Origin of the sequence: Litorivita pollutaquae, assembly GCF_003205515.1 — a bacterium.
Taxonomy (GTDB): domain Bacteria; phylum Pseudomonadota; class Alphaproteobacteria; order Rhodobacterales; family Rhodobacteraceae; genus Litorivita; species Litorivita pollutaquae.
Genome location: NZ_KZ826482.1, coordinates 393,387 through 419,794 on the forward strand (window position 1 = coordinate 393,387; position 26,408 = coordinate 419,794).

General features: G+C 59.6%; 24 protein-coding genes. 13 read left to right on the forward strand and 11 right to left on the reverse strand.

Annotation, left to right across the window (positions count from 1 at the left end):
- Positions 1–183: 183 nt before the first annotated feature.
- Together DI396_RS05750 and DI396_RS05755 are read right to left on the reverse strand one after the other, a co-directional pair.
- The gene (locus DI396_RS05750; RefSeq protein ID WP_110795211.1) at positions 184–1,416 is read right to left on the reverse strand and encodes a sigma-54-dependent transcriptional regulator; all 1,233 of its coding nucleotides are present in this window, start codon (positions 1,414–1,416) and stop codon (positions 184–186) included.
- A complete protein-coding gene (locus DI396_RS05755) occupies positions 1,413–3,407 on the reverse strand; it encodes a sensor histidine kinase (RefSeq protein WP_328588332.1) in 1,995 nt (664 codons plus the stop codon). Before DI396_RS05755 ends, DI396_RS05750 begins: the two co-directional genes overlap by 4 nt.
- 2 nt (positions 3,408–3,409) lie before the next feature.
- On the opposite strand from DI396_RS05755, the gene DI396_RS05760 reads away from it, so the two are divergent.
- Positions 3,410–4,600 (forward strand): cytochrome P450, encoded by a 1,191-nt coding sequence (locus tag DI396_RS05760; protein WP_110795212.1) that lies wholly within the window; start codon positions 3,410–3,412, stop codon positions 4,598–4,600.
- Here DI396_RS05760 and DI396_RS05765 read toward each other — a convergent pair whose 3' ends face one another.
- On the reverse strand, positions 4,601–5,062 hold the full coding sequence (locus DI396_RS05765) for an Lrp/AsnC family transcriptional regulator (protein ID WP_110795213.1): 462 nt from the start codon (positions 5,060–5,062) through the stop codon (positions 4,601–4,603).
- A 181-nt stretch (positions 5,063–5,243) separates the two neighbouring features.
- Between DI396_RS05765 and DI396_RS05770 the strand changes: the two genes are divergently transcribed.
- From DI396_RS05770 to DI396_RS16915, 6 genes are all read left to right on the forward strand, one after another.
- On the forward strand, positions 5,244–5,546 hold the full coding sequence (locus DI396_RS05770; protein WP_110795214.1) for a DUF2849 domain-containing protein: 303 nt from the start codon (positions 5,244–5,246) through the stop codon (positions 5,544–5,546).
- Positions 5,546–7,210: a nitrite/sulfite reductase gene (locus tag DI396_RS05775; protein WP_110795215.1), complete on the forward strand. Its 1,665-nt coding sequence runs from the start codon at positions 5,546–5,548 to the stop codon at positions 7,208–7,210. The genes DI396_RS05770 and DI396_RS05775 overlap by 1 nt, the downstream gene beginning before the upstream one ends.
- Positions 7,200–7,985: a phosphoadenylyl-sulfate reductase gene (locus tag DI396_RS05780; RefSeq protein ID WP_110795216.1), complete on the forward strand. Its 786-nt coding sequence runs from the start codon at positions 7,200–7,202 to the stop codon at positions 7,983–7,985. Before DI396_RS05775 ends, DI396_RS05780 begins: the two co-directional genes overlap by 11 nt.
- Entirely contained in the window at positions 7,982–8,398 is a 417-nt protein-coding gene (locus DI396_RS05785) for a DUF934 domain-containing protein (protein WP_110795217.1), read from the forward strand. Before DI396_RS05780 ends, DI396_RS05785 begins: the two co-directional genes overlap by 4 nt.
- 70 nt (positions 8,399–8,468) lie before the next feature.
- A complete protein-coding gene (locus DI396_RS05790) occupies positions 8,469–9,326 on the forward strand; it encodes a ferredoxin--NADP reductase (protein ID WP_110795218.1) in 858 nt (285 codons plus the stop codon).
- A 177-nt stretch (positions 9,327–9,503) separates the two neighbouring features.
- Positions 9,504–9,902: a GNAT family N-acetyltransferase gene (locus DI396_RS16915; protein WP_407936297.1), complete on the forward strand. Its 399-nt coding sequence runs from the start codon at positions 9,504–9,506 to the stop codon at positions 9,900–9,902.
- 99 nt (positions 9,903–10,001) lie between these two features.
- Here DI396_RS16915 and DI396_RS05800 read toward each other — a convergent pair whose 3' ends face one another.
- Positions 10,002–10,868, reverse strand: coding sequence for a translation initiation factor 3 (locus DI396_RS05800; RefSeq protein WP_110795220.1), 867 nt, complete (start codon positions 10,866–10,868; stop codon positions 10,002–10,004).
- Between the two features lie 290 nt (positions 10,869–11,158).
- On the opposite strand from DI396_RS05800, the gene infC reads away from it, so the two are divergent.
- Both infC and DI396_RS05810 read left to right on the forward strand, forming a co-directional pair.
- Entirely contained in the window at positions 11,159–11,617 is a 459-nt protein-coding gene (gene infC, locus DI396_RS05805) for a translation initiation factor IF-3 (RefSeq protein ID WP_235851769.1), read from the forward strand.
- Between the two features lie 268 nt (positions 11,618–11,885).
- Positions 11,886–12,593: a GGDEF domain-containing protein gene (locus DI396_RS05810; protein ID WP_162617164.1), complete on the forward strand. Its 708-nt coding sequence runs from the start codon at positions 11,886–11,888 to the stop codon at positions 12,591–12,593.
- A gap of 122 nt (positions 12,594–12,715) precedes the next feature.
- On the opposite strand, the gene DI396_RS05815 is transcribed toward DI396_RS05810, so the two are convergent.
- From DI396_RS05815 to DI396_RS05845, 7 genes are all read right to left on the reverse strand, one after another.
- Positions 12,716–13,501, reverse strand: a complete 786-nt coding sequence (locus DI396_RS05815; protein ID WP_110795223.1) for an FAD binding domain-containing protein — start codon at positions 13,499–13,501, stop codon at positions 12,716–12,718.
- Positions 13,502–13,512: 11 nt separating this feature from the next.
- The gene (locus DI396_RS05820) at positions 13,513–15,879 is read right to left on the reverse strand and encodes a xanthine dehydrogenase family protein molybdopterin-binding subunit (RefSeq protein WP_110795224.1); all 2,367 of its coding nucleotides are present in this window, start codon (positions 15,877–15,879) and stop codon (positions 13,513–13,515) included.
- Positions 15,880–16,000: 121 nt separating this feature from the next.
- A complete protein-coding gene (locus DI396_RS05825; protein ID WP_110795225.1) occupies positions 16,001–16,498 on the reverse strand; it encodes a (2Fe-2S)-binding protein in 498 nt (165 codons plus the stop codon).
- A gap of 247 nt (positions 16,499–16,745) precedes the next feature.
- Positions 16,746–17,780, reverse strand: a complete 1,035-nt coding sequence (locus tag DI396_RS05830) for a molybdopterin-binding protein (protein WP_110795226.1) — start codon at positions 17,778–17,780, stop codon at positions 16,746–16,748.
- Positions 17,777–18,745 (reverse strand): XdhC family protein, encoded by a 969-nt coding sequence (locus DI396_RS05835; protein ID WP_110795227.1) that lies wholly within the window; start codon positions 18,743–18,745, stop codon positions 17,777–17,779. Before DI396_RS05835 ends, DI396_RS05830 begins: the two co-directional genes overlap by 4 nt.
- 162 nt (positions 18,746–18,907) lie before the next feature.
- Entirely contained in the window at positions 18,908–20,167 is a 1,260-nt protein-coding gene (locus DI396_RS05840; protein WP_110795228.1) for a vWA domain-containing protein, read from the reverse strand.
- Between the two features lie 113 nt (positions 20,168–20,280).
- On the reverse strand, positions 20,281–21,189 hold the full coding sequence (locus DI396_RS05845; RefSeq protein ID WP_110795394.1) for an AAA family ATPase: 909 nt from the start codon (positions 21,187–21,189) through the stop codon (positions 20,281–20,283).
- A gap of 474 nt (positions 21,190–21,663) precedes the next feature.
- On the opposite strand from DI396_RS05845, the gene DI396_RS05850 reads away from it, so the two are divergent.
- The 4 genes from DI396_RS05850 (at position 21,664) to DI396_RS05865 (ending at position 26,397) form a co-directional block, all read left to right on the forward strand.
- A complete protein-coding gene (locus DI396_RS05850; RefSeq protein WP_110795229.1) occupies positions 21,664–22,653 on the forward strand; it encodes a phosphoadenosine phosphosulfate reductase in 990 nt (329 codons plus the stop codon).
- A gap of 60 nt (positions 22,654–22,713) precedes the next feature.
- Positions 22,714–23,754 (forward strand): dihydroorotase, encoded by a 1,041-nt coding sequence (gene pyrC / locus DI396_RS05855; RefSeq protein WP_110795230.1) that lies wholly within the window; start codon positions 22,714–22,716, stop codon positions 23,752–23,754.
- Positions 23,755–23,912: 158 nt separating this feature from the next.
- Entirely contained in the window at positions 23,913–24,590 is a 678-nt protein-coding gene (locus DI396_RS05860; RefSeq protein ID WP_110795231.1) for an orotate phosphoribosyltransferase, read from the forward strand.
- A gap of 295 nt (positions 24,591–24,885) precedes the next feature.
- Positions 24,886–26,397, forward strand: a complete 1,512-nt coding sequence (locus DI396_RS05865) for a replicative DNA helicase (RefSeq protein WP_110795232.1) — start codon at positions 24,886–24,888, stop codon at positions 26,395–26,397.
- The last annotated feature ends 11 nt before the right edge of the window (positions 26,398–26,408 follow it).

Sequence of the window (26,408 nt, forward strand, 5' to 3'; positions counted from 1 at the left end):
TCCGGCACGCGGCTCAAGAGTTTGTGAGATCCGCGTGATTGCACCCCATCTTTTATATACAAATCAATCACTTGAATGGCATTGCAAACGTGAAGTTCCATGCTGCGCCGCCGCGCTGTGCGAAAACCCGCACAGTGGCGCGCCGGATCTGTGCGAAAACCCGCACAAAGTGTTAACATCCCGCTAACGATAGTCTTCGGGTCTAATCCCGTAGCGCGCCAATTTGTCGTAGAAGGTCTTGCGCGGCAATCTCAACTCCTTCGCCGCCACACTGGCGCGCCCCTCGGCCCGCCGGAGCGCCGCCACCAATAGCGAGCTTTCGACCTGTGCCATTTGCTGCGTAAGGCCCATCTCCCCCGTCTCATGCTGCGCCATCCCGCGTCCGACCCCCAAAACGAATCGCATCGCTTCGCTCATCAAGGCCCGCGCATTGCCCGGCCAATCACGGGCCATCAATCCAGCGACCACCTCCGGCGTAATTTCTGGCGCGGCCAACCCGGCCTGCTCTGCGGCCTGGGCGACATATTGGCGGAACATCTCCGCGATATCTTCGGGACGCTCAGCCAAGGAAGGAATGCGCACGCGCGTGACATCAAGGCGGTAAAACAAATCGGCGCTGATCTGCCCTGCGGCCACATCATCGGCCAAATCGCGTGTGGTGCCCGCCATAACCCGCACGGTCGCGCTGCCTTCCATCACGTCAAGCAACAAGAACTGTGCCTCACGGGGCAATGCGCCGATCTCGTCCAGATAGAGGCTACCGCCCTCTGCCGCCTCATAGGCCGCGATCAAATCCGCGCGGGTCACCCCCGCCGCCCCGCGTTTGACAAAGGGGGCCTTGGCCTGCGCCGACATCAAATGGATCACCTCGGCGACTTTGGAGGTCCCCGATCCGGGCGCGCCGGTGATCAACACTTCGGCCCGCGTCTGTGCCACCTGCCGCACCATATCGCGCAATTTTTCCGAGCTTTCGGAGGTGCCAAACAACATCCGCGCCGCCGGATCACCGGTTTGCAATTGCGCCTTCAACCGCCGGTTTTCCAAAACCAAAGCACGGGTTTTGAGCGCCCGCTCCACCTCGGCCAACAGATCCGCAGGGCTACAGGGTTTTTCCAAGAACCCGAAGGCACCCTGCCCCATCGCCCGCACCGCCATCGGAATATCACCCTCTCCCGTGAGTAAGATCACCGGCAATTCGGCATCAACCTCTTGGGTATGGCCGAGCAAATGAAACCCGTCGCGCCCCGGCATGCGAATATCGGACAAGATGACGCCGTCGAACTCCGGGCGAATATGGTCCTTGGCCTCGATGAAACTGCCGGCGACCTGCGGAAGCAAATCGCCCAATTCCAATGTCTGCCGCAGCGCCTCGCGCACCGCAACATCATCATCCACACATAAAACCCGCCGCGTCATGCCGTTGCTTTTGCCTCGTTCCAGCGTTCCAATTCGACGGTGAACACCGCCCCGCCGTCCGGCGCATTGGCCCCGCGAATGACGCCGCCAAAGCTTTGCACCAAACCATATGAAATAGACAGGCCCAGCCCCATACCGTCTTCTCCTGCCGCGCCTGCGGCAACGGCCTTGGTCGAATAGAACGGCTCGAAGATCTTTTCGCTGTCTTTGATCCCCGGCCCCGTGTCGCGCAAAATAACGCTAAGCCGTCGGCCCTCTTCGAGGGTGATGCGGATCCGGCCGCCACCCTGCCCCGACATCGCATCTGCGGCGTTGGTGATCAAATTGACAAACACCTGTACAAGGCGCACCTCGCCGCCCCAAACATAGACCGGCGCGCCGCCTTCCCAATCACAAATAATACCGTCGCGCTCGCGCCGCGCCTCGGTCATTTCAACAGCTGTATCAATCACTTGAACAAGGTTCACCTTGCCCATCGGTTCGCTTTCGTTGCGGGCAAATGCCCGCAGGTTCTTGATGATCCGCGCCGCCCGGGCCGCCAATGACGATATCCGCCCGAGGTTCTCACCCGCGACATCCGCCTTGCCCTTTTTCAAGAACAGCGCGCCATTGTCGGCAAACTGTTGAATCGCCATGAGAGGCTGGTTCAGCTCATGGCTGATCCCTGCCGACATCTGCCCCAACGCCGACAATTTTTCCGCCTGCACCAATTCGGCCTGTGCCTGCTTCAATGCCGCCTCCGCCGCGACGCGCTCGGCCACCTCGCGGCGCAGGGCCGCATTACTATTGGACAATTCACGGGTGCGGCGCGCCACACGGCGTTCCAATTGCGCATTGGCCCGCGCCAGAACCCGCCGCCGCGCCAAAATCGGCACCATCATCGCCGCAAAAGCCACGCAAAGCGCCAAAAACACGCCGGTTTGAAGCCCCGCAATCCGCCGCGCAGGGCCAACGTCGATCAAGGCCACCCCGCGCATCCCGATCACCGGTAGGTCACGCATCAAGGCCATCGCGCGGGTTGGCAAATACGGGCCCCAATCAAGCCTGAGCAAATCATAAGCGCCGCTCTGCCAACGCCGCGCCGGGGCGCCAAGCGCCGGTGCCCCATCGGGCGGGATCAGCACGCGGGCCGCATCCGCGCGCGAAAACAGCAATTCGCGGCGGTTGGAGATAAACACCTCACCGGCCTCATCCAGGAAATAGACCGCCGGATTGCCGCCGATCCAATCCCATTCCATCATGTCGATATTCACCACAACGATCAACGCGCCCACCACGGATCCGGACTTGGAAAATTGCGGCGCGGCGTAAAAATAGGCGCGCTGCGGACGTGGCTCACTTGCCCCGGCGCGGGCGTTATCGCCGCCCAAAAGATCGGGCATATCCAAGGCGCCGCGCCCGTAAACCCCATGCCCCGTGCCAAGCGCCCCCTGCATCGCGCGGGTAAAATATCCGGCGCGGCGTAGATCCAACTCCCCCGCCTCGCCCCCCCGCGTGGCCCGCGCCAAAATCTGCCCCGATGTGTCGGCAAAGGCGATGTCCAGCGCCGCAGTTTTATCCGCCGCCGCCGTCAGCAACGCCCGCGCGGCGGCCTGCGCTTTTTCCTGCGCGCCCTGCTGCTGTGCCTCTACGCGGCCTGACCCTTCGTCTTGCGCTCCGCCTTCGGTCAGGGCCGACAACACCGGATGATCCGCCATCAACACTGCAAGCTCCTGATACCGCTTGAGCTGCGCGGTGATCCGGTCCGAGGCCAATGACAAATCTGCTTGGCCCTGTTGGGCCAGTCCCGCCAAAGCCTGCCGCTCGGAGGTGCGCCAGATCGCCATCGCCACCAGACACACCAACAACAGCGCCCCCATAGCGACCCAGACCCGCGCGCCTGTGCCAGCCTCCGCGCGGGCACTGCGCCGCTGCTGTGTCAAAACCTCATCCATCGCGGACACGCTATCGCATGGTCCCTTGCCTTGACCAGAAGGGCGGGCGAAAAACATCTATGATCCATTTGAGCCAATCCCCGACCGCCCCCGATTTTGTCCAAGACCCCTATGCGTTCTACACCCGCGCCCGTGCGGCGGAACGCGGTGGGGGCCTGCCGTTTTGGGACGATTATGCCATGGCGGCGGCCTTTACCCATGCCTCGGTGCAGGGCATTTTGCGCGACCGCCGGTTTGGCCGCACCCCGCCCGAAGGATCTGCGCCGGTGATCCCGCCCGCCCTCGCACCATTTTATGACATTGAAGCCCATTCAATGCTTGAATTGGAACCGCCGCGCCACACGCGGTTGCGCGCACAAGTGCTGCGCGCCTTTACCTCGCGCCGGATCAACGCCATGGCGGGCGAGGTCGAAACGCTGTGCCATACTTTGATCGACGGTTTTCCGGTCGGCGACTTCGATCTCTTGCCCGCCTATGCCACGCCGATCCCCGTGATCATCATCGCGCGGCTGTTGGGCGTGCCCGAGCGCGACGCGGACCGTCTTTTGCTCTGGTCCAATGCCATGGTGCAAATGTATATCGCCGGTCGCTCGCCGACAATGGAGGCCGAAGCCGTCGCCGCCTCTTGCGCGTTTTCCGCTTATCTGTCGGACTATATCGACGTGCGGCGCAATGATCCGCGCGATGACCTGATCACGGCGTTGATCGCCGCCGAAGACGCGGGCGAAAAGCTCAGCCGCGCCGAGTTGATCTCGACCTGTATTTTGCTGCTCAACGCCGGACATGAAGCGACGGTGCATGGGCTGGGCAATGCGGTGTCTTGCCTATTGGTGCATGGCGACGCACCTGCCCAATGCAGCAGCAAAACCGCCGCCCGCAGCGTCGAAGAGGTGCTGCGCTATGATCCACCTTTGCACAAATTCACCCGCTATGCCTATGAGGATATGGAGGTTTTCGGGCATCGGTTTTCACGTGGCGACGAGGTCGCATTGATCTTGGGCAGCGCCGGGCGCGACGAAGAAATATGGCAAGAGGCCGATCAATTCCGCCCCGGCCGCACGCCACAAACGCACAGCGCCTTTGGCGGCGGATTACATTTTTGCCTCGGCGCACCGCTGGCGCGATTGGAGATGCAGATTGCGCTGCGGGTTTTGTTTGAACGCTGCCCCGATCTGTCCCTCACCGCGCCGCCGCTTTACCGAAGCACCTATCATTTTCACGGGTTGGATCAATTGCGCGTCCAACTGTGATCACAGCGGCAGCATCGTCGTGGATTTTATCTCCTCCATCGACAAAAGCGCCGTCACATTATGCACCTTTACCTCGGAAATCAGCGCTTGGTAGAAGGCATCATAGGCGCGCGCATTTTTCACCCGCACCTTCAAAATGTAATCGATATCGCCTGCCAACCGATGCGCTTCTTGCACTTCGGGCCGCTCTTTTAGCGCCTTCAAAAACGCCGCTTGCCAATCGGCTTCATGTTCGGATGTGCGGATCAACACAAAGAAACACGCCTCAAAGCCAAGCGCCTCTGCGTCCAATAAAAACGTCTGCTGGCCGATGATCCCTGCATCGCGCATTTTGCGAATCCGGTTCCATACCGGCGTCTTGCTTGACCCCACCTGACGGGCGATTTCATCCAAAGACTGCCCTGCGTCGCGCTGCAACTGCGAAAGGATTTTCCGGTCTGTGTCGTCTAGGCGGACTGTCATCACGCTTTTCCTTTGATCCGTGGAACTTGGCCTGCGCGCCTACGCGCTGCCGGAACCATGTTCTTAATTCTTCGCCCATCTGGCGCCAAGGTGGGAATATTTCCTATATTGCAGCAAAGGTCAAACACGCCGGTGTGTGATCCGTCAATCCGAATTGCCCAGCCAGAACAGGAGGCCCGCCATGGCCCGCCCCTTCACGCCCAAGGTTGTCACCGCCAACGCCCTATTAGAGGGCGATGTGATCTATCAATGCAGCGACGACAGCTGGACCCGCGATTTGCGCCGCGCCGAATTACTGATGGATGCCGACACCGCCGCCGCGCGGCTGGCGCGTGCCGAAACCCAACAGCATGCCATCGTCGGCCCGTATCTGACCGACATGGCAGCGGGTGAAAACGGCCCCGAGCCGGTGCATTTTCGTGAAGATTTTCGCCGCACCGGCCCTTCGAATTATGCCCACGGCAAACAGGTGGAGTTGTCCTGATGTATCGCTACAACGATTTTGACACCGCCTTTTTGGCCGAACGCAATGCACAGTTTCGCGCGCAAGTCGAACGCCGCATCAATGGATCGCTGACCGAAGAAGAATTCCGGCCACTGCGCTTGATGAACGGTCTTTATCTGCAATTGCATGCCTATATGCTGCGGGTTTGCGTGCCCTATGGCACCCTGTCGAGCGCGCAAATGCGCCAATTGGGGATGATCGCCGCCAAGTGGGACAAGGGCTATGGCCATTTCACCACGCGCCAGAACATCCAATACAATTGGCCGAAATTGAACGACGTGCCCGATATTCTGGATGCGCTTGGCGAGGTGGGCCTGCACGCGATCCAAACCTCGGGCAACACCATCCGCAATACCACGGCGGACCATTTCGCCGGTGCCGCCGCCGACGAAATCGCCGATCCGCGTCCGGTCGCGGAACTCATCCGCCAATGGTCAACCGACCATCCGGAATTCCAATTCCTGCCGCGCAAATTCAAAATCGCCATCACCGGCAGCCCCAACGACCGCGCCGTCACCCGCGCCCATGACATCGGCCTGCGGATGATTGAGCAAGACGGCAAAGACGGGTTCGAGGTCATCATCGGCGGCGGCCTTGGCCGCACCCCGATGATCGGCAAAGTCATCCGCGATTTCCTGCCCAAGGCCGATCTTTTGCCTTATCTTGAGGCCTGCGTGTCGGTGTGGAACACGCTTGGCCGCCGCGACAACAAATATAAGGCCCGCATCAAGATCACCGTGCATGAGAACGGGATCGAAAAGATGCAAGAACTGGTCGAGGCCCGCTTTGCCGAGCTACGCCCGCAGTTCACCGGCGTCGATCAGGAGATGCTTAAAGAGATCGAGGCGCAATTCACCGCGCCGGATTTCAAAACCGCCCCCACGGACGGGTTCGATCGGGCCTATGCCAATGATCCGGTGTTCCGGTCGTGGATCGACACCAACATCACCGCGCATCGCAATGCCGATTATGCCATCGTGTCGATCTCGATCAAGAACCACGGCGAAACCCCCGGCGATGCCACCGCAGAGCAAATGGCGGCAATGGCCGATCTGGCGGCGCAATATGCCCATGACGAATTGCGCATCAGCCACGAGCAAAACGTAATCCTGCCACATGTGCATCGCGGCGACCTGCCTGCGCTGCACGCGGCGCTCAAAGAGGTGCATTTGGCCACGGCCAACATCGGTCTGGTGTCCGATATGATTGTTTGCCCCGGCATGGATTATTGCGCCTTGGCGACCGCCCGCTCGATCCCGATCGGTCAGCAGATCAGCAATCGTTTCAATGCGTTGAAGCTTGAGCATGATATTGGCGAGCTGAAACTCAAGATCTCCGGCTGCATCAATGCCTGCGGGCATCACCATGTTGGCCATATCGGGATTTTGGGCCTCGACCGCGCGGGGGTGGAGAACTACCAAATCACGCTTGGCGGTGATGCAACCGAAACCGCGGCCGTCGGCGAACGCGCCGGTCCCGGCTTTGCTTATGACGAGATCGTGCCAGCGGTCGAACGCATCATCTATGCCTATCTCGATCTGCGCGAAGGTGCCGACGAGACATTCTTGATGGCCTATCGTCGCCTCGGCATGGCCCCGTTCAAGGCCGCGCTCTATCCACAGGACAATGCCAATGCCGCCTGATGCCAGCCTTGCCCGCGCCGAGGACATCGGCCGCAGCTATGGCAGCGAGAATGCCGACGGGTTTACCGCCCGCGTGGCGGCGTTGAATGCCGCCTATGAGCACCACAGCGCCACCGCCGTTCTCAAACGCGCGCTGCGCGATCCTGATGTCGGGCGTCTTGCGTTGGTATCCTCCTTCGGGGCGGAATCGGTGGTCTTGCTGCATCTCGTTTCGGTGATCAACAAACACACGCCGGTTTTGTTCATCGACACGCAGATGTTGTTTGAAGAAACGCTGGACTATCAACGCGACCTCAGCGACCGCCTTGGACTTGAAGATCTGCGGGTTGTGCGCGCCTCCGAGGCGATGCTCGCCGCCGAAGATCCCGATGGCACCTTGCATAAACGCAGCACCGATTCCTGCTGTGATCTGCGCAAAACCCGGCCTTTGCAAATGTCGCTTGCCGGTTTTGACGGTTGGATCACGGGGCGCAAACGGTTTCAGGGTGCCACCCGCGCCTCGCTTGAATTCTTTGAGGCCGACGGCGATCAAATCAAAGTCAATCCTTTGGCACATTGGACCCCAGAGGACATTCAAAATTATATGATCGAAAACCGCCTGCCACGGCATCCATTGGTTGCCAAAGGCTATCCTTCGATCGGCTGTGCGCCCTGCACGTCGCCAGTCAAAGAAGGCGAAGACCCCCGCGCGGGGCGTTGGCGCGGCGAAGAGAAAACCGAATGCGGCATTCATTTCGTGGATGGCAAGATGGTCCGGATAGGAGCAAATACATGAGCGTGATCGTAACCGACAGCGGCTTTGCCGAAGATGACTTCACCGGCAATTTCGCCCCCTTGAACGAGGATGGCAGCCTACCCGACACCAGCGCGATTGACATCAATCCCGCCGATGATGTGACCGCCTTGGCCGGACAGCTTGAAGGCGTCAGCATGATCCGCATCGCATTCCCGTCATTTTCCGACGGGCGCGGTTTCACCCATGCGCGCTCCTTGCGCTTGATGGGCTACACCGGCCGGTTGCGCGCAGCGGGCCACGTTATCGCGGATCAATATGCCATGGCGCGCCGGTCGGGGTTTGACGAGGTGGAAATCGACGCCGCGCTTGCCACCCGCCAACCAGAGCCGCAATGGCGCGCCCGCGCCAATTGGCAAGAGCATGACTATCAGTCGCGGCTGCGGGCGCGCTGAAACACTTTCAATAACTGAAATATATCGTTAGAAAGACGCGCAAACGCGCCCTCTATTGACCTTGATATACATGAGCGAGAGCATTCCCGTGACCGAGATCCAAACCCAGACACCGACACAGACAAGCCCCAAAGTGCCTGCCCTGCCTGATGCGCAGACCGTCACATCGGTCAAGCATTGGAATGACAGGTTGTTTTCGTTTCGCGTGACCCGCCCGCAAAGCCTGCGGTTCCGGTCGGGTGAATTTGTGATGATCGGATTGATGAATGATCCCGACCCGAAAACCGGCAAACAAAAACCATTGCTGCGCGCTTACTCCATCGCCTCGCCGTCGTGGGACGAGGAATTGGAGTTTTATTCGATCAAGGTTCAAGATGGCCCGCTGACCTCGCGCTTGCAACATATCGAGGTCGGGGATGAAATCATCCTGCGCCCCAAACCCGTCGGCACATTGGTGCTCGACGCGCTTTTGCCGGGCAAACGGCTTTGGATGTTTGCCACTGGCACCGGGATTGCGCCTTTCGCGTCCCTGATGCGCGATCCGGAAACCTATGAGCAATATGACGAAGTGATCCTCATGCACACCTGCCGCGAGGTGTCGGAATTGGAATACGGCCGCCAATTGGTCGAAAGCCTGCCCAATGATCCGTTGATCGGCGAATTGGTCGGCGACAAGTTGCGCTATTACCCGACCACCACCCAAGAACAGAGCGCCCAGATGGGCCGGATCACCGACAACTTAAGTTCGGGCAAGGTCTTTGCCGACCTCGACCTGCCGCCGATGGACCCCGAACATGATCGCGGCATGGTTTGCGGCAACCTGGCGTTTAACAAGGATATCATGGCGGTGCTCGAAGGCTTTGGCCTTGAAGAAGGCGCCAATTCCGATCCGAAGCATTATGTGGTGGAAAAGGCCTTCGTCGACTGATTTCGCGCCGTTTTCTGCTCAAACTCTGGGCCTGTCCGCAATTCCTTAGGTGCGCGTTGCGGGGGCCTCTATGATCGGGGCATGCATTTGCCCCGCCTGCTCCCTGATCTCCAATTTGATCGCCTCGGCCCAAGCCAGAGCGACTTTTGCTATTCCTATGAGATAAAGCGCGCCGCGATGGCCCCCCATGTCGCCCCACATTGGGGATGGGACGAGGATGTGCAACGCGAAATCCATCGCGGCCACTACGCCACAAAACCATTCTACGCGATCCGGCGCCACGAGAAAAATATCGGCGCCTTGTCCTTCCATTTGCGCGCCACCGACATCCGCCTTGGTGAATTCTACCTGCACCCCCAATGGCACAACCAAGGGATTGGCAGCCGGATATTGGCTCATTGCCTCGGTGTGGCCGATAATATGGGATTGCCGGTCCGTCTGGAGTATTTGCGCTGGAACCCTGTGGGCCGCCTTTATGCCCGCTTTGGATTTCACGAGGTCGGGCGCAGTGACATTCATATTCAAATGCAGCGCCCCGCCCCGGCGCATGGCGTTCATCCGGCGCGACGGTCATAGGCGGCGTTCCCCCACGCCAAAAACAAAAAACCCGCGCGGATCGCTCCACGCGGGGATCATATCATGCGACGCGGCCCGTTAGGCCCGCGTCAAACGGTTTTACATGCCAACCGCCGATTTGATTTGCTCAAGCACTTTGCCAAGCATTTCAGGATCGTCTTGGGCCTTCTGCAGACCGGTTTTCAGCATGGTCTTTTGCATGTCACCGATCGACGATTGGTCAATCATGTCGCTGACTTTTTCGAGGTTAAAACCATCCACAGTCAACAATTCGCTCACGCCATCCATCATCGACGACGACGCATCAGAGGCCGCTTCGGACGCATCCGCCGCCGCATCTGTTGCGGTTTGAGCGGCATCCTCTGCGGTTTGCGCAGCGGATTCAGCAGTATCAGCCGCCGCATCTGCGGCTGCAGCGGCGGTATCTGTGCCCGCCTCGGAGGCCGCCGCAGCCGCGTCATCGGCAGCATCCGCCGCCGTCGTTGCAGCGGTTTCGGCCGCAGCCGCTGCGTCGGTTGCCGCATCGGCGGCGTCACTGGCCTCACCGGCGGCCGCATCGGCGGCGTCCACAGCCGCAGCCGTGCCCGCATCAACCGCATCTGCGGCTGCATCGCTAACCGCTTCGGCAGCATTGGTGGCCGCATCACCTGCGGCGTTGACCGCATCGGTTGCAGCTTCGGTGGCGATTTCAGCCGCCTCGGTCGCATTTTCCGCAGCCTCGGCAGCAACCTCTTCGGCGGCCTCCGCAGCCGTAGTGGCGGCATCGTCCACAGCATCAACAGCCGCAGTCGCCGTATCGGTCACCGCAGTCGCCGCATCACTGGCCACATCGGCCGTCGCATCAACCGCGTCCGTGGTGGCCTCTGTCGCCTCTTGCACGACCTCTTGCACCGATTTCCCGGACATCAGCAGGTATCCGCCGCCAATAACCACCAACGCAATCACGACCCAAAGCAGATTTTTCATGGTTCTTCATCCCCTTAACATAGACAGCCCGCATTTTGCGGACCACTTCATACGATGTTGCAGATGCCGAGCGCGAGCAAAAGGTTCAAGGGGAAAACATGACCATTTCGGCCCGAAACTGCCGATTTTGGCGCTTGAAAGAGTGCGGCTGCGGGTTTACCTTGCAGATTGCAAAACTATCAAACCATTGAAGGATCAAAACCATAGCCCGCAGACCTCATAACGCGCCACCCACGCGCGAAACCGGCCCCAGAATCAATGATCGCATCCGTTGCCCGGAAATCCGCCTGATTGGCGCGGACGGCGAAAACGTCGGGGTCGTGACCCCTGCACGGGGTATGGCTATGGCCGAAGAAGCGGGTCTAGATCTGGTAGAGATCTCCCCCAACGCCGAACCGCCCGTGGTCAAGATCATGGATTTCGGCAAGTATAAATACGAGACGCAAAAACGCGAATCCGAAGCGCGCAAAAAGCAAAAGATCATCGAGATCAAAGAGGTCAAATTCCGGCCCAATACCGATGTGCACGACTATGAAGTTAAAATGCGCAACGTGTATAAGTTCTTGGAAAACGGGGACAAAGTTAAAGTCACCCTGCGTTTCCGTGGTCGTGAAATGGCGCACCAGAATCTGGGTCGCGAATTGCTTGAACGTGTGGCCGAAGACACCAAAGACTGTGGGCGCGTGGAAAACATGCCCAAGATGGAAGGCCGCCAAATGATTATGTTGATCGGTCCGCTGCCGAAGTAGGGCCGCGCCCGTCGTCCAGCACCGCCAACCTAAAAGGCCTCCGCTTCTCGCGGAGGCCTTTTATCAATGCACTCTAAATGCTTATATAACTTTGCTATAAACTAAAATTCTTGCCGTGATTTATTGTTCGAGACGCGACGTCACTTCGTTGTATATTAACGAAAGCGTGTTTCAAATGGATCAGGTTGTCCAAAATGTAATTTTCGCACTCTCCGAAACCATCCGCAACCGATTGTCGGGTCAGAGTGCCAGATCAGGTTATTCGTCAATGTCTCGACGGCCCATATCTACGCGTCCGGTGCTCTATCCGCTTGTATTGGCAGCGATTGCCATTATCGCCAACTACACGCTTCGTATCGTGTTTCTTGATATCGACTACCTCCGGCAATACATCATCACGGAAACCATAGTGCCGATTCTGCTGGCGGCACCACTCGGTATCAATGCCGCCCACAAACGGCGCGACATCTATAAACTCAACCTAAAACTCCAAGAAATGGTCGATCACGATGCCTTGACCCGGTTGAAGTCGCGGCAATTTCTGCTGAGCAACTTCAAAGCCAACACCGAAGACAACTGCGTGGTCATGATGATCGACGTCGACCACTTCAAGGCACTTAACGACGCCCACGGCCATCAGGTGGGCGATCGTGCCCTACAACATATGGCTGGTATTTTTGTCGACTGTTGCCGGTCTTCCGACGTCATCAGCCGATACGGCGGCGAAGAATTTGTCATCGTTTTGAAAGACAGCGACCTGCATGCCGCCGCCATGGTGGCCAAACGTATCCGCAAGACTTTGGCGCAATCGCCGTTGGACACCGGCAACGGCGAAGTCACGCTGACGGTCTCCATCGGGATCAGCCTGCTGCGCGAAGAAGACGATATCGAAGACGCCTTGGTGCGGGCCGATACCGCGATGTATCTGGCCAAGGAAAAGGGTCGCGACCGTATCGAATTGGAGGTTGTAGCCTAACGCCGCTGCGCCATCTCTTAACAACACGCCCCCGCCTGCGCGAACGCGCAGCGGATCGCTCAAAACCAAAAAAAAGCCCCCGCATATCTGCGGGAGCTTTTGCATTTTCGTCGTAAACAGGATCAAGCCGCAGCTGTCACCGCCCGTTTGGTCAACACGCCAACCAGATGCGCGCGATATTCGGACGTGCCGTGCAGGTCGCCGATCATCCCATCGGCGGGAACCGACAGTCCCTCCAATGCCGAGACCGCGAAATTCGACGACAAAGCCGCCTCTGCCTCGGTCCAACGGAACACGCCTTCTTCGGAGGCACCGGTCACCGCCACGCGCACACCTTCCGCATATTTGGCAACATAGACGCCCACCAAAGCAAAGCGCGAAGCGGGCTGCTCGAACTTTTGGTAATTGGCCTTTTCGGGGATCGGAAATTTCACTGCGGTGATGATTTCCCCCTCATCCAAGGCGGTCGTGAACATGCCTTGGAAAAAGTCATCCGCTGCGATCTCGCGGGCGTTGGTGACGATTGTCGCGCCCGACGCCAAAGCCGCCGACGGATAGCACGCCGAAGGGTCATTATTGGCCAGACTGCCGCCGATGGTGCCGCGATTGCGCACCGCCGGATCCCCGATATTGGAGGCCAAAGCCGCCAACGCCGGATAGGCCGTGGCCTCATCCGCCACCGTTTTATGGGGCGTGCCGCCGCCGATGGTCAAGGTACCCCCGCTGGCGGAGACCCCTTTCATGTCGGCAATCCCGGTGAGCGACACCAATTTTTCCGGCATCGCAAGGCGTTGCTTCATCGTCGGCAACAGTGTTTGACCGCCGCCCAACGCTTGCGCCTCGTCAGAGGAAAGCGCCGCAACCGCTTCGGCCACCGTGGTGGGTTTTTCGAACTCGAAGTTATACATTTTCGATCTCCTTAAGCGTTGTTCATCGCGGCCCAAACACGGGCGGGCGACAGCGGCATGTCAATGTGCGTGATATCCTGCCCAGCAGAGCGCAGAGCGTCAATCACCGCATTCACCACGGCGGGGGGCGATCCGATGGCACCGGCCTCGCCGCAGCCCTTCACACCCAACGGATTGTGTGTGCACGGCGTTTGGCACGAATGATCCACCGTATAGAACGGCAAATCCGAGGCGCGCGGCATGGCGTAATCCATGTAAGAGCCGGTCAAAAGCTGTCCGTTCTCATCATAGGCCGCGCCTTCAAGCAAAGCCTGCCCGATGCCTTGTGCGATGCCACCATGGACCTGCCCCGACACGATCATCGGATTGACGACATTGCCAAAGTCATCCGCCGCAGCGAAGCGTTCTACCGTCACCTTGCCGGTTTCGGGGTCGACCTCGACCTCGCAGCAATAGGCGCCCGACGGGTAGGTAAAGTTTGCCGGATCGTAAAAGGCGGTTTCTTCAAGGCCCGGCTCGATGTCTTCGAGCGGGTAGTTGTGCGGCACATAGGCGGCCAACGTCACATCGCCCCATGCCACCGATTTATCGGTGCCCGCGACGGAAAACTGCCCGTCTTTAAGTTCCACATCACCTTCGGAGGCTTCCATCAAATGTGCCGCGATTTTCTTGGCCTTGTTGATGATTTTCTCCGTCGCGCGAACCATGGCCGATCCGCCAACCGCCAAGGAACGCGAGCCATATGTGCCCATGCCCATCGGGGCTTTGTCGGTATCGCCGTGTTCGATTTCAATCATCGAAGCGTCAATCCCGATCATATCGGCAATCACCTGTGGAAAGGCGGTTTCGTGGCCTTGGCCGTGGCTGTGCGATCCGGTCATCACGGTCAAACCGCCGGTCGCATTCACCCGCACAGTGGCGGATTCATACAGGCCCGCACGCGCGCCCAGTTGCCCCACAAGGTTCGACGGCGCGATGCCGCAGGCCTCGATGTAGCAGTTGACGCCAAAACCGCGCAGCTTGCCTTTGGCTTCGCTCTCGGCGCGGCGGGCCGCAAAGCCGGCAAAATCAGCCACTTGCGTCAGCTTATCCATCGTCGCGTTATAATCACCGGTGTCATATTCCACCGCGACGGGCGTCTGATAGGGGAATTCGGTGATGAAGTTCTGACGGCGCAAGGCCACCGGATCAACGCCCAATTCCAATGCAGCTTTGTCCACCACACGCTCCAATTGGTAGGTCGCCTCGGGACGGCCTGCGCCGCGGTAGGCATCCACCGGAACCGTATTGGTAAAGACAGCTTTGACGTTCACATAAACCAGCGGGGTTTTGTAATTGCCCGCCATCAATGTGCCATGCAGCCATGTGGGCACCGAGGGCGCGAAGGTCGACAAATAGGCACCCATATTGGCGTAAGTGTCGGTGCGCAGCGCGGTGAAGTTATTGTCCGCATCGAGCGCCAGTTGAATGGTGCTGACGTGGTCACGGCCATGCGCGTCCGACATGAAGGCCTCGGACCGGGTCGATGTCCATTTCACCGGACGGTTGATCGCCTTGGCTGCAAAGGTGCAGAAGGCCTCTTCGGCATAGTGGAAGATTTTCGTGCCGAACCCGCCGCCCACATCGGGGGCCACAACGCGCAACTTATGTTCGGGGATCCCCAAAACAAACGCCCCCATGAGCAAGCGGATCACATGCGGGTTTTGCGAGGTGGTATAAAGCGTATGATCGCCCGTCCCGCGATTGAAATCCCCCACGGCCACGCGCGGCTCCATCGGGTTGGCAATCAACCGGTTGTTGACCAATTCCAATGTCGTGACATGCGCCGCGTTTTGAAAGGCCTCTTCGACGGCGGCTTTGTTTTCTTCAACAAACCCCCAGTCAAAGCACAGGTTGCTGGTCAAATCGTCATGGACCTTGGGGGACCCCTCTTCGAGCGCTTTTTTCATATCCACAACGGCGGGAAGCTCTTCGATATCAACCTCGATGGCTTCGGCGGCATCGCGGGCCTGCTCAAGCGTTTCGGCAACCACGGCACAGATTTGATCGCCGACATGGTGAACCTTGCCTTGGGCCAGAACCGGATGCGCGGGCTCTTGCATTTTCTCGCCAAACCGGTCGGTGATCTCCCAACCGCAAGGAACGCTGCCCACGCCTTCGAAATCCGCACCGGTAAAGATGCGCACAACGCCCGGCATTGCCGATGCGACGGTGGTGTCGATACTTTTGATCCGGCCATGGGCCACATCAGAGCGCAGGAAATGCACATAGGTTTGATTGTGCAGGTTGATATCGTCGGTGTAATTTCCGGTTCCGCTCAGAAAGCGGACGTCTTCGCGCCGCTTGGTGCTGGCGCCGATGCCTCCATCTTTTGGCATGGTGTTTCCTCCCTAAAAAGCCGCGCGATGCGCCGGCTTTGGATATGTCGAATGAAACGGGCCGCTGGGGTGCGGCACGCTGATCCTTTTTTCGGGGGCAATGTCGCCCCCGCAGCGTGCCTTATTGGGCGGCCACCTCGGCAGCGATCGAATCGACGTCTTGGCCCGATGCGGCCATGATCGATTTGACGATGTTGTGATAGCCGGTGCAGCGGCAGATATTCCCCTCAAGGTAGTGACGGATTTCCGCCTCTGTCGGTTTGGGGTTCTCTTTGAGCAGGGCTGTGGCGCTCATCACCATGCCGGGAGTGCAAAAACCGCACTGAAGGCCATGGTGATCTTGAAACGCTTGTTGCACCACGTTCAGCGTGCCGTCATCGGCGGCCTGTGCTTCGATGGTTTCAACCGATGCGCCATCGGCTTCGGCCGCCAGCATGGTGCATGATTTCACGGCTTTGCCGTCCACGTGAACGACACAGGCGCCGCATTGCGAGGTGTCGCATCCGACATGCGTCCCCGTCAGTTGCAATTCGTCGCGCAGGAAATGAACAAGAAGTGTCCGGCCTTCTACGTCGCCGGTGGCTGTCTTGCCATTCACGGTCATGGTGACCTGAGACATGTGGCTCCTCCCAGAGTTAATGTGGCTATGAGAGGATGATAACCACCTTGCCCCGCGATGTGTAAGCGATAACTGCGAAGTTAGACCAAAGGAGGATGCCGCCGATATACTCGCGGCACCCCCGTCACGGCGCACAGTAGGGCGCACCGCCAAGGCAGATGGGGCAACAACATCCGAACTATACCGCGCAGGGCCGCGAGACCCGCATTGATGCAGCCTCATAAATGCGCGGGGCTCTGGGGGGCGATTATGTATGATGGTCGCGGCGCGGCCTCGGGCGTGTGGGAATTTCCTTGAGCAAACCGCCCACCCCCATCGCCGCGATGTCGCCAGCCCCCACGTGCAGCCCGCAGATCAACCGCTCCAACACCCAATCCGCCCCGTTGAGCGCAATCGAACGCGCGCAGCCGGGCAAACCAATCACCGGTTTTTCCGCCAAGCGCCCGATAAACAACAAATTTCCCGGATCGACCGGCATGCCAAAGCGGATCACCTCGCCCCCGGCCATGCGCAATGCTTGCGGCGCGACATCGCGCAGATCAGAGGTCGCCGATCCCGTAAGGATCAAGAGCATCTCGCCCGTGGCTTGCTTGATCGCGTCGGACAATTCCGCCTCGGCATGGGGCACCACCACGCGCGGGGTCAACGCCGCATCAAACCGCGCCAATCGCCCCGCCATCGCGGCGCGGCCTTTGCCGGATAGCTCGCCAGACACCTCGCCGGAAGCGGCCGGTTGCGTCACCGTTTCGATCAAGGTGGCCGTCTGATAGACCGGTGGCAACACGCGGATCGCCCCGCCTGCGCCGGTTTCGGCGCGGATCAATTGTGCCTCGGGCACCGCATAGGCGATGATTTTGATCGTGGCGATCATGCCGCCGGCGTCCACCCGAGCGTAATCCGGCACCGTTGCGACCGAGATCATCGGATCAATCGCATTCAGAGCATGGATGCGCGCCGCGTCCAATGTCACGATCCCGCAAGAGGTAGCGTAAAGATTGACCCGTCCCGCCCCCGCGCCGGTGATCCGGATATGTTGCGCGCCGGTCTCGGGCACCAAAGCCTGCGCCAACCGCATTGCGGTGACATCCTCGGGCAAATCGCCGTCTTCCAACACCGCCGCGACGACCTCTGCGATCCCGCTGGCGATCAATTGCCGGATGTGGTCCGCGTCCAAAACCGTGCCTTTGGCGATGCGTCGGGCCGAGGCCTGCGGCCCCAACCCCAAGGAATGCGCCATGATTGCGCCTTCGGCCTCGCGCACAGGAACATAGCCGAATTTCACGGCGTCACGCCGCGCAACACGCCCACCACTTGCGACAGGATCGACACGGCAATCTCGGCCGGATTGGCCGCGCCGATATTCAACCCGACAGGGCCATGAATGCGGGCGATCTGTCCTTCGGTGAAGCCGGAGGCGCGCAATCTCTCCACGCGTTTCGCATGGGTGCGGGTCGATCCGAGCGCGCCGATGTAAAAGCAATCGGCGGCCAAGGCACGTTCCAACGCCGGATCGTCCAATTTCGGATCATGGGTCAACAACACAAGCGCCGTGCGCGCATCAAGCCCCAATTGCGCGACGGCTTCATCGGGCCAATCGTCCAAAATCACCTCGCCGGGAAACCGTGTCTCGGACCCGAATGCGCCGCGCGGCTCAATGAGCACCGGATCAAACCCCGCAATCCGCGCCATCGGAACCAAAGCCTGCGCTATATGCACCGCGCCGACGATGATCATGCGCAAGGGCGGGTTGTGAATGGCAACAAACCTATCATCGCCCTCGAACCCCGACCGATCCATACGAAACCGGTCGGCATAGCCATCGCGCACCAAGAGGCGCGCGCCCGATTTCAAATCGCTGACCACGGCCACTGCGGTGCGCTCGGCGCGGGCCACCACCAAGGCGTCAAGCACCTCTAACGGCAAAACCGTGCCAACCGGTTCAACCAGCACACGGATTTTACCGCCACAGGCCAATCCCACGGCAAAAGCATCATCGTCCGAAACGCCATATTCAAGCAGCATTTGCCGGCCTGTCTCAATCGCCTCGATGGCCTCTAATATCACCGCGCCTTCGACACAGCCGCCGGACACCGATCCCTCGATCTCGCCATCGGCATTGATCGCCAACTGGCTGCCGATGCGGCGCGGGGCGCTGCCCCATGTTTCGACCACAGTGGCCAAAGCCGCGCCTTTGCCGGCGCGGTGCCACGCCAAGGCCACCTCGGGAATATTGTCAAAACGATCCATCACATCCTCCGTTGCACGCAATATGAAGTTGCACGCAGTATGAAACAGGGGCGCGCAATTGTCTGCCCCGATTGCCGCCCGCGCTGCGGACAAAGCCCCAAACCCGCCGCCGCCCCAAACGGCCCCAAATGGCCATAAGGCGGCCCTTCGGCGTTACCGGCACTACGCCCCGATCATCCGCATAAGGCGGTCCTTTTCACCGCTGTCGCGGGTTGTCGAGATCGCCATAGCCAGTTCTTCAAGCGAGGCAATCGAATGACCGGCGCGAAAGGCATCCACATGCGGCAGCATCGCCGCGATGCCGCGCGCTTTGGGGGCGAACCCCTCCCAACGCAGCAAAGGGTTAAGCCAGATCAACCGCTTACACGACAGGTGCAGCCGCTGCATTTCGCGGGCCAGATCATCGGGTGCATCGCGGTCCAACCCGTCGGTGATCAAAAGCACCACCGCGCCCTGCCCCATAACACGGCGCGACCAATCGCGATTGAAATCATGCAAACAGGCGCCAATCCGCGTGCCGCCTTCCCAATCTTGCGCCTCTGCCCCCGCTGCGGCTAAGGCCGCATCGACGTCACGCTGCGCCAGATGGCGGGTGATATTGGTGAGCCGCGTGCCAAAGGTGAACCCGTGCACCTTGGCCCATCCCGCGCCTTTTTCATTGGCGACGGCGTGCAGGAAATGCAAAACCATGCGGCTGTATTGGCTCATCGATCCGGAAATATCGCAAATCACCACCAAATTCGGATAGCGCTCGCGCGGCTTTTGATGGGCCAGACTGCGGATTTCCCCGCCTTGGCGCATGGCGCGGCGCATGGTCGCCCGCCAATCCATCAAACGCCCGTAATGCGCCGCCATGCTGCGCCGCGATTTGATCGGTTTGACGGGCAATTTAAGGCGCGCCAACATGCGTTTGGCCTCGGCCATTTCGGCGGTGCTCATCTGTTCGAAATCCAGACTGCGCAGGCGCTCTTCGGAGGACATGGTCAGCGCGGCGTCAATCTCGATTTGCACCTCTTCTTCGGGGCTGTCGGTCGGGTCGGGCATGTCGCGGTCGGCATCGCCAAGAAGCGCCTCGGCGGCACGTTTTTCGGCGGCCTGCGCGGGGCGGTCCTCTTGCACGCCGCGAATGGCCGGAAGCATCATCGCCATCATATGCTCCATAAACCGCGGATCGCGCCAATAGAGCCGAAAGACTTGGGAAAACACCCGCCGCTGTTCCGGTTTAGAGATAAAACAGGCGTGCAAAACCCAATAGAAATCGCGTTTTTCGGTAAACCCCGCCGCTTGCACCGCGCGCACCGCGTCCAACACCGCCCCCGGCCCCACGGCAATCCCGGCCTTGCGCAACGCGCGGGCAAAATGGGCGATATTGTGGGTCAGCTTGGGGTTTTCCGGCAATTCCAGCGGCAGGTATTCAACCATGCGTCACCCCCGCCGCATCCGGTAGGGCATCAACACGGGGTCGCCACCACCTTGCGGCGCATCGCCGCCCAGCGCATCGCCGAGGCCGGTCAAGATGACCTTGATACCGCTCATCACACCGGCTCCAGCGTTGCACTCACCTCATCCAAAATCCGTTTCGCTTCAGAGCCTTGCAGCTTGGAGATGTCGTCTTGGTATTTCAAGATTGCGCCAATGGTATCGGCAATGACTTCGGGGCTGAGGTTGATCACATCCAGCGCCAGCAAACATTTGGCCCAATCGATCGTTTCCGCCACGCCGGGCTTTTTGAACAAATCCTCGGTGCGCAGTTTTTGCACGAAGGACACGACTTCGCGGCTGAGCGCTTCGGAGGCTTCCGGCGCACGGGCTTGCAAAATCTCGATCTCGCGCTCGAACTCGGGGTAATCCACCCAATGGTAAAGGCAGCGCCGTTTGAGCGCATCATGCACTTCGCGGGTGCGGTTCGAGGTCAGGATCACGATAGGCGGCTCTGGCGCTTTGATCGTGCCCAATTCGGGAATGGTGACCTGAAAATCCGACAGCGCCTCAAGGAGGAAGGCTTCGAACGGCGCGTCGGTGCGGTCCAATTCATCGATGAGCAATACAGGGGCGCCGCCGTCTTGCGGGCGCATTGCCTGAAGCAAGGGCCGCTCGATCAAATACTCCTCGGTGAAAAGCTCGGTCTTGAGGCTATCACGGTCGGCGCCGCCGGATGCCTCTGCGGTGCGAATGGCGATCATCTGTTCGGCAAAGTTCCATTCATAGACCGCCGAGGCCGCATCAAGCCCCTCATAACATTGCAAGCGAATCAATTTACGGCCCAGCGCGGCAGCAATGGCTTTGGCGATCTCGGTTTTACCAACGCCGGCCTCGCCTTCCAAGAACAACGGCCGTCCGAGGCGCAGCGATAAAAACACCACCGTCGCCAAGGCCCGCGAGCAAACGTAGTCCTGCGCGCCCAGCATCTTCTGCACGCTTTCGATAGATGTGATCTCGCTCATGGTTCTCTCCCGCGATCCGTCCGCCCCGCGCCGCAGCGGGCGCATCGATATCCTGCGTGCTCGCAGGATCTTTCCCGCGCGACGGCGGGAGTTACACCGTGCATGCGCGCGCTCCGAAGCGCAACCTCGCCTAAAGTGCCATACACGCAAAATCTTCCCTGCTTCCCTGCTTCCCTGCTTCCCTGCTTCCCTGCTTCCCTGCTTCCCTGCTTCCCTGCTTCCCTGCTTCCCTGCTTCCCTGCTTCCCTGCTTAGAAAGCAGTCCCTCGATCATCTCGCGCTGCAACCTCAAACTTTACTCGCCCTGCGGTTCCGCTTTACTGGCCGGAGTTGCCCCAATCGAGCCGGATCGAAATCCGGTACGGTTTTGCCCTTGAATTCTCGGCATTGCTCCGTAATTCTGCCCCATTCATTTGGCATATCCATCGCCAGAAATCCGCCAAAGCGGTTTAGCAGTATGTAAGGACCCATTGGCATGCAGGACGGCCCACATATCATCCAGACCTCTCTGGCCGACCTGAAAAAAAGTGAATGGATAGAGCAATTCTCGCGGGTGACAGACGAAGCGGGCTATGTGCAAACCCTGGGCAAACGCCATTTGGCCGGCTTTGTCGACGAAGGCCCGACCCTATTGGTTACCTTCGAAACCATCCAAGGCATTCAAACCCTGTCAGAGCAAGGCCATCCGATCGGTTGGGATCTGGTGCGGGCGCAGGGCTGGTCGCATCTGGCTATTATCTCGGATGGCGACACATGGTTTCGCGATGCACGCATCTATGGCTATTTCGACCGGTTGATCGACGACGGTTTTTTCGAGGATTTCGAAAAGGTGATTTTTTATGGAACCGGTCCGTGCGGCTATGCGGCGGCGGCCTATTCGGTTGCGGCGCCCGGCGCTTCGGTTCTGGCGATCCAGCCCCAAGCCACTTTGGACGCCGGCATGACCGAATGGGATGACCGGTTCACCCATATGCGCCGGACATCTTTCACCGACCGCTATGGCTATGCGCCTGATATGCTCGACGCCGCCGCAGAGGCTTTCGTCATCTATGATCCCAATCAGGATCTCGACGCGATGCATGCGGCATTGTTCACGCGGTCCAATGTAACGAAACTGCGCTGTCGTAATCTGGGCGAGGCGATCCAGAGCCATATGTTACAAATGGGCGTCTTGCCCGACCTGATCAATGCGATGGGCCAAGGGGCCCTGAACGAAGTCTATTTTGGCAAGGCAATGCGGGCACGACGCGGCTACGGACCCTATCTACGGCGGCTCATGTCGATCGTCGACAATGCCGAACGCCCCTATCTGACGGCTATGGTCTGCGAGAATGTCCTGTCACGTATGCACGGCCCGCGCTTTCGCAAGAAACTGACTGAACTGCGCGCCCTATCGGCCCGCGACGGCACGAAACTTCCGCCCGCGCCCAAAACCGATGCAGAAACGGACGAGAGCGACCCCTAGACCACCGCCGGCGTCTTTCCCCACTGGCCTTGGCGCACACAATTGTGTAATCGCTCTGCCATGAGCGATACATTGACCATCATCCGCCCCGACGACTGGCACCTGCATCTGCGCGATGGCGCGATGCTGACCGCCGTTCTGCCCGAAACCGCGCGCCATTTTGCCCGCGCCATCGTCATGCCGAACCTCGTACCCCCCGTCGTCACCGGCGCCCAGGCCGCAGCCTACAAAGAGCGGATCATGGCGGCCCTGCCCGAGGGCATGACATTTGAACCGTTGATGACGCTCTACCTGACCGAAGACACCGACCCCGACGATGTCGCCGCCGCCCATGCCAGCGGAATGGTCAAAGCCGTGAAGCTCTACCCCGCAGGAGCCACGACAAATTCGGCCTCCGGGGTAACGAATTTCGACAAGGTCCGCCCGGTGCTAGAGAAAATGGCAGAGATCGGCCTCCCGCTTTGCGTGCACGGCGAAGTCACCGCGCCGGAGATCGACATCTTTGACCGCGAAGCCGTGTTCATCGACACCGTACTCGACCCGCTGCGCCGCGCCACGCCGGATCTGCGCGTGGTGATGGAACATATCACCACCAAACAAGGCGTCGAATACGCCCGCAGCGGCGACGAGACCCTTGGCGCGACGATCACCACACATCATTTGATCCTCAACCGTAACCACCTGCTCGTGGGCGGGATCAAACCGCATTACTATTGCCTGCCCGTCGCCAAACGCGAAGAGCACCGCCTTGCCCTGCGCGCGGCGGCCACCTCTGGCGAGGCGCGGTTTTTTCTGGGCACCGACAGCGCACCGCACACCGACCCGAATAAAGAACAAGCCTGCGGCTGTGCCGGTTGTTTCACCGCAACCAACACCATGTCCTTGCTGGCACAGGTCTTCGAAGAAGAAGGCGCGCTTGCACAGCTCGAGGCCTTCACGTCGAAAAACGGTCCGGCCTTTTACCGGCTCCCCGAAAACACCGACACGCTCACCTTGACCAAATCCGCGCCGAATTACCCAAAGAAAATTATCACCGGCGAAGGCGAAGTGACTGTCTTTGATCCTGGTTATCCCCTGACATGGGGGGTCGTGCCCGCATGACCCTTCTGCTTTCCTAAAATATCCCCGCCGGAGGCGCATATTTGCCGCAGGCGCTCCCGAGAGAGTTTCATGCCTCCGGCGGGGATATTTGGAGAAAATAGAAAACAGGGCACACCGCCCAACCCGACACCGCAGTTGAACGAGACAAGGACACGCCCATGATCCCCGCATCCTACCCCGCCGCCGAGGAAATCGCCCGCCTGACCGCGCGCATGTTGCTTGAGATCAAGGCGGTGAACTTCAACACCGACGAGCCGTATACTCTGGCCTCTGGCCTGCCGTCGCCCTCCTATATCGATTGCCGCAAGCTGATCTCTTACCCGCGCATCCGCTCCACCTTGATGGATTTTCTCACCGTCACAGTGATGCGCAACGCCGGGCTAGAGGCTTTTGACAACATCGCCGGCGGCGAAACGGCGGGCATTCCCTTTGCGGCCCTGGTGGCCGAGCGTATGGCCTTGCCCATGACCTATGTGCGCAAAAAGCCAAAAGGTTACGGAAAAAATGCCCGCATCGAGGGCGATATGAGCGAAGGCGAGCGGGTGCTTTTGGTTGAGGATTTGACCACCGATGGCGGCTCGAAGCTCAGCTTCGTCGATGCAATCCGCGAGACCGGTGCCACATGCGGGCATACGGCAGTTGTCTTCTATTACGACATTTTCCCCGAGACGCAAAAAACCTTGGGCGATCACGGCGTCGAGCTGCATCACCTGTGCACATGGTGGGATGTTCTGGCTGAAGCCAAGGCCCAAGGCGCCTTTGACGCGGCCACCTTGGCCGAGGTCGAAACCTTCCTCAAGGATCCCCGCGCCTGGCAAGACGCACGCAAAAGCTGATCTCTGCCTGCCCCTATCTGCTCCGGTCTGCACCCCCGGCCGATTCTCACTGCGCAGGCGAGAATCGGCAGGCACCCATCTGTTCGAGAGAATTTAGTTAACTTTTTACGGCTGCATATCGGATCCTTTCCGCCTATCACCACTATATCTTGACGAAACAGTCCCTCTGCGGGCAAGATAGGCCCACCCTAGGCCCTGCCGCGCGCCGCCATGAATTATCCACAAAAACATACACGTTGCGCGCGTAGGCTCTCAGTGGTTAAGACACCGCCTCAGGGATGGAAGTGGGGACGATATGAACGAGATTGCCGCCTTTAACGCAACTGGACACGCCGCCGATGCCGAAGTGCAGTCGCCCGACACCATGCCCCATTCGATCGAGGCCGAGCAGCAGCTTCTTGGCGCGATCCTGACCAATAACGATGTGTTTGACCGCGTTGCCTCGATCATCAGCGCCGATCATTTTTATGATCCGGTGCATGCACGCATCTACGAAACCGCCGCCGCGCGCATTGCCAAAAATAACCTCGCCTCGCCGGTGACGCTCAAGGCGTTTTTCGAGGACGATGATGGCCTCAAGGAATTGGGCGGTCCGGCCTATCTGGCCCGTCTCGCGGGGTCGGCCATCTCGGCCTATGCGGTGCGCGATTATGCGCAAATGATTTATGATCTGGCGATCCGGCGCGAATTGATCGGCTTGGGTCAGGAAATCGCTGCCAAAGCCTCGAAGGTCGAGGTGCATTCCGAACCCAAAGAACAAATCGTCGAAGCCGAACAAAAGCTCTATGCGCTCTCCGAGCAGGGCAAATCCGAAACCGGTTTCCAATCCTTCTTGCATGCGGTGACCGAAGCCGTGAACATGGCCAACACCGCCTATCAACGCGAAGGCGGACTGGCAGGTGTGTCGACCGGGTTGATTGATCTGGACCGCAAACTCGGCGGCCTGCACAAATCGGATCTGTTGATCCTTGCGGGGCGGCCGTCGATGGGCAAAACCTCTCTGGCGACCAACCTCGCGTTCAACATCGCCAAAGCCTATAAACGCGGCACACGCACCGATGGCACCGAAGGCACCATCGAGGGCGGTGTTGTCGGCTTTTACAGCCTCGAGATGAGCGCCGAACAGCTGGCCGGCCGGATCCTGTCCGAGGCCTCCGAAGTCCCGAGCCATCAAATCCGTTCGGGCGACATGACCGAAACCGAATTCCGCCGCTTCGTCGAAGCCGCCAAAAGCCTCGAAAGCTGCCCGCTTTATATCGACGACACGCCGGCCTTGCCGATCTCGCAATTGGCCGCCCGCGCCCGCCGCCTGAAACGGACCAAAGGCCTTGATGTGCTGATCATCGACTATCTGCAACTGGTGCGCGGCACCCCCGCCACCCAAGGCAACCGTGTGCAGGAAATTGGCGAAATTTCGATGGGCATGAAAGCCATCGCCAAGGAACTCAACATTCCCGTCATCGCCCTGTCACAGCTCTCGCGTCAGGTCGAAAGCCGCGACGACAAACGCCCGCAACTTTCGGATCTGCGCGAATCCGGCTCGATCGAACAGGACGCCGATGTGGTAATGTTTGTGTTCCGCGAAGAATACTACAAAGAACGCGAAAAGCCCGGCGATCACGAACTCGACAAAATGGCCGCATGGCAAGACGACATGGAGCGCCTGCATGGCAAAGCCGAGGTCATCATCGGCAAACAACGCCACGGCCCCATCGGCACTGTTGAACTGAGCTTCGAAGGCCAATTCACCCGCTTTGGCAACCTTGCGAAACAATGGCAACAAGGCGAGCGCGAAGAGCAATATTAAACGCCGGACCC

Coding starts and splice junctions, on each gene's coding strand:
- DI396_RS05750 (WP_110795211.1), bottom strand. CDS start 1,416: ATGACGCGGCGGGTTTTATGTGTGGATGATGATGTTGCGGTGCGCGAG.
- DI396_RS05755 (WP_328588332.1), bottom strand. CDS start 3,407: ATGTTTTTCGCCCGCCCTTCTGGTCAAGGCAAGGGACCATGCGATAGC.
- DI396_RS05760 (WP_110795212.1), top strand. CDS start 3,410: ATGATCCATTTGAGCCAATCCCCGACCGCCCCCGATTTTGTCCAAGAC.
- DI396_RS05765 (WP_110795213.1), bottom strand. CDS start 5,062: ATGACAGTCCGCCTAGACGACACAGACCGGAAAATCCTTTCGCAGTTG.
- DI396_RS05770 (WP_110795214.1), top strand. CDS start 5,244: ATGGCCCGCCCCTTCACGCCCAAGGTTGTCACCGCCAACGCCCTATTA.
- DI396_RS05775 (WP_110795215.1), top strand. CDS start 5,546: ATGTATCGCTACAACGATTTTGACACCGCCTTTTTGGCCGAACGCAAT.
- DI396_RS05780 (WP_110795216.1), top strand. CDS start 7,200: ATGCCGCCTGATGCCAGCCTTGCCCGCGCCGAGGACATCGGCCGCAGC.
- DI396_RS05785 (WP_110795217.1), top strand. CDS start 7,982: ATGAGCGTGATCGTAACCGACAGCGGCTTTGCCGAAGATGACTTCACC.
- DI396_RS05790 (WP_110795218.1), top strand. CDS start 8,469: ATGAGCGAGAGCATTCCCGTGACCGAGATCCAAACCCAGACACCGACA.
- DI396_RS16915 (WP_407936297.1), top strand. CDS start 9,504: ATGGCCCCCCATGTCGCCCCACATTGGGGATGGGACGAGGATGTGCAA.
- DI396_RS05800 (WP_110795220.1), bottom strand. CDS start 10,868: ATGAAAAATCTGCTTTGGGTCGTGATTGCGTTGGTGGTTATTGGCGGC.
- DI396_RS05810 (WP_162617164.1), top strand. CDS start 11,886: ATGTCTCGACGGCCCATATCTACGCGTCCGGTGCTCTATCCGCTTGTA.
- DI396_RS05815 (WP_110795223.1), bottom strand. CDS start 13,501: ATGTATAACTTCGAGTTCGAAAAACCCACCACGGTGGCCGAAGCGGTT.
- DI396_RS05820 (WP_110795224.1), bottom strand. CDS start 15,879: ATGCCAAAAGATGGAGGCATCGGCGCCAGCACCAAGCGGCGCGAAGAC.
- DI396_RS05825 (WP_110795225.1), bottom strand. CDS start 16,498: ATGTCTCAGGTCACCATGACCGTGAATGGCAAGACAGCCACCGGCGAC.
- DI396_RS05835 (WP_110795227.1), bottom strand. CDS start 18,745: ATGGATCGTTTTGACAATATTCCCGAGGTGGCCTTGGCGTGGCACCGC.
- DI396_RS05840 (WP_110795228.1), bottom strand. CDS start 20,167: ATGGTTGAATACCTGCCGCTGGAATTGCCGGAAAACCCCAAGCTGACC.
- DI396_RS05845 (WP_110795394.1), bottom strand. CDS start 21,189: ATGAGCGAGATCACATCTATCGAAAGCGTGCAGAAGATGCTGGGCGCG.
- DI396_RS05850 (WP_110795229.1), top strand. CDS start 21,664: ATGCAGGACGGCCCACATATCATCCAGACCTCTCTGGCCGACCTGAAA.
- pyrC (WP_110795230.1), top strand. CDS start 22,714: ATGAGCGATACATTGACCATCATCCGCCCCGACGACTGGCACCTGCAT.
- DI396_RS05860 (WP_110795231.1), top strand. CDS start 23,913: ATGATCCCCGCATCCTACCCCGCCGCCGAGGAAATCGCCCGCCTGACC.
- DI396_RS05865 (WP_110795232.1), top strand. CDS start 24,886: ATGAACGAGATTGCCGCCTTTAACGCAACTGGACACGCCGCCGATGCC.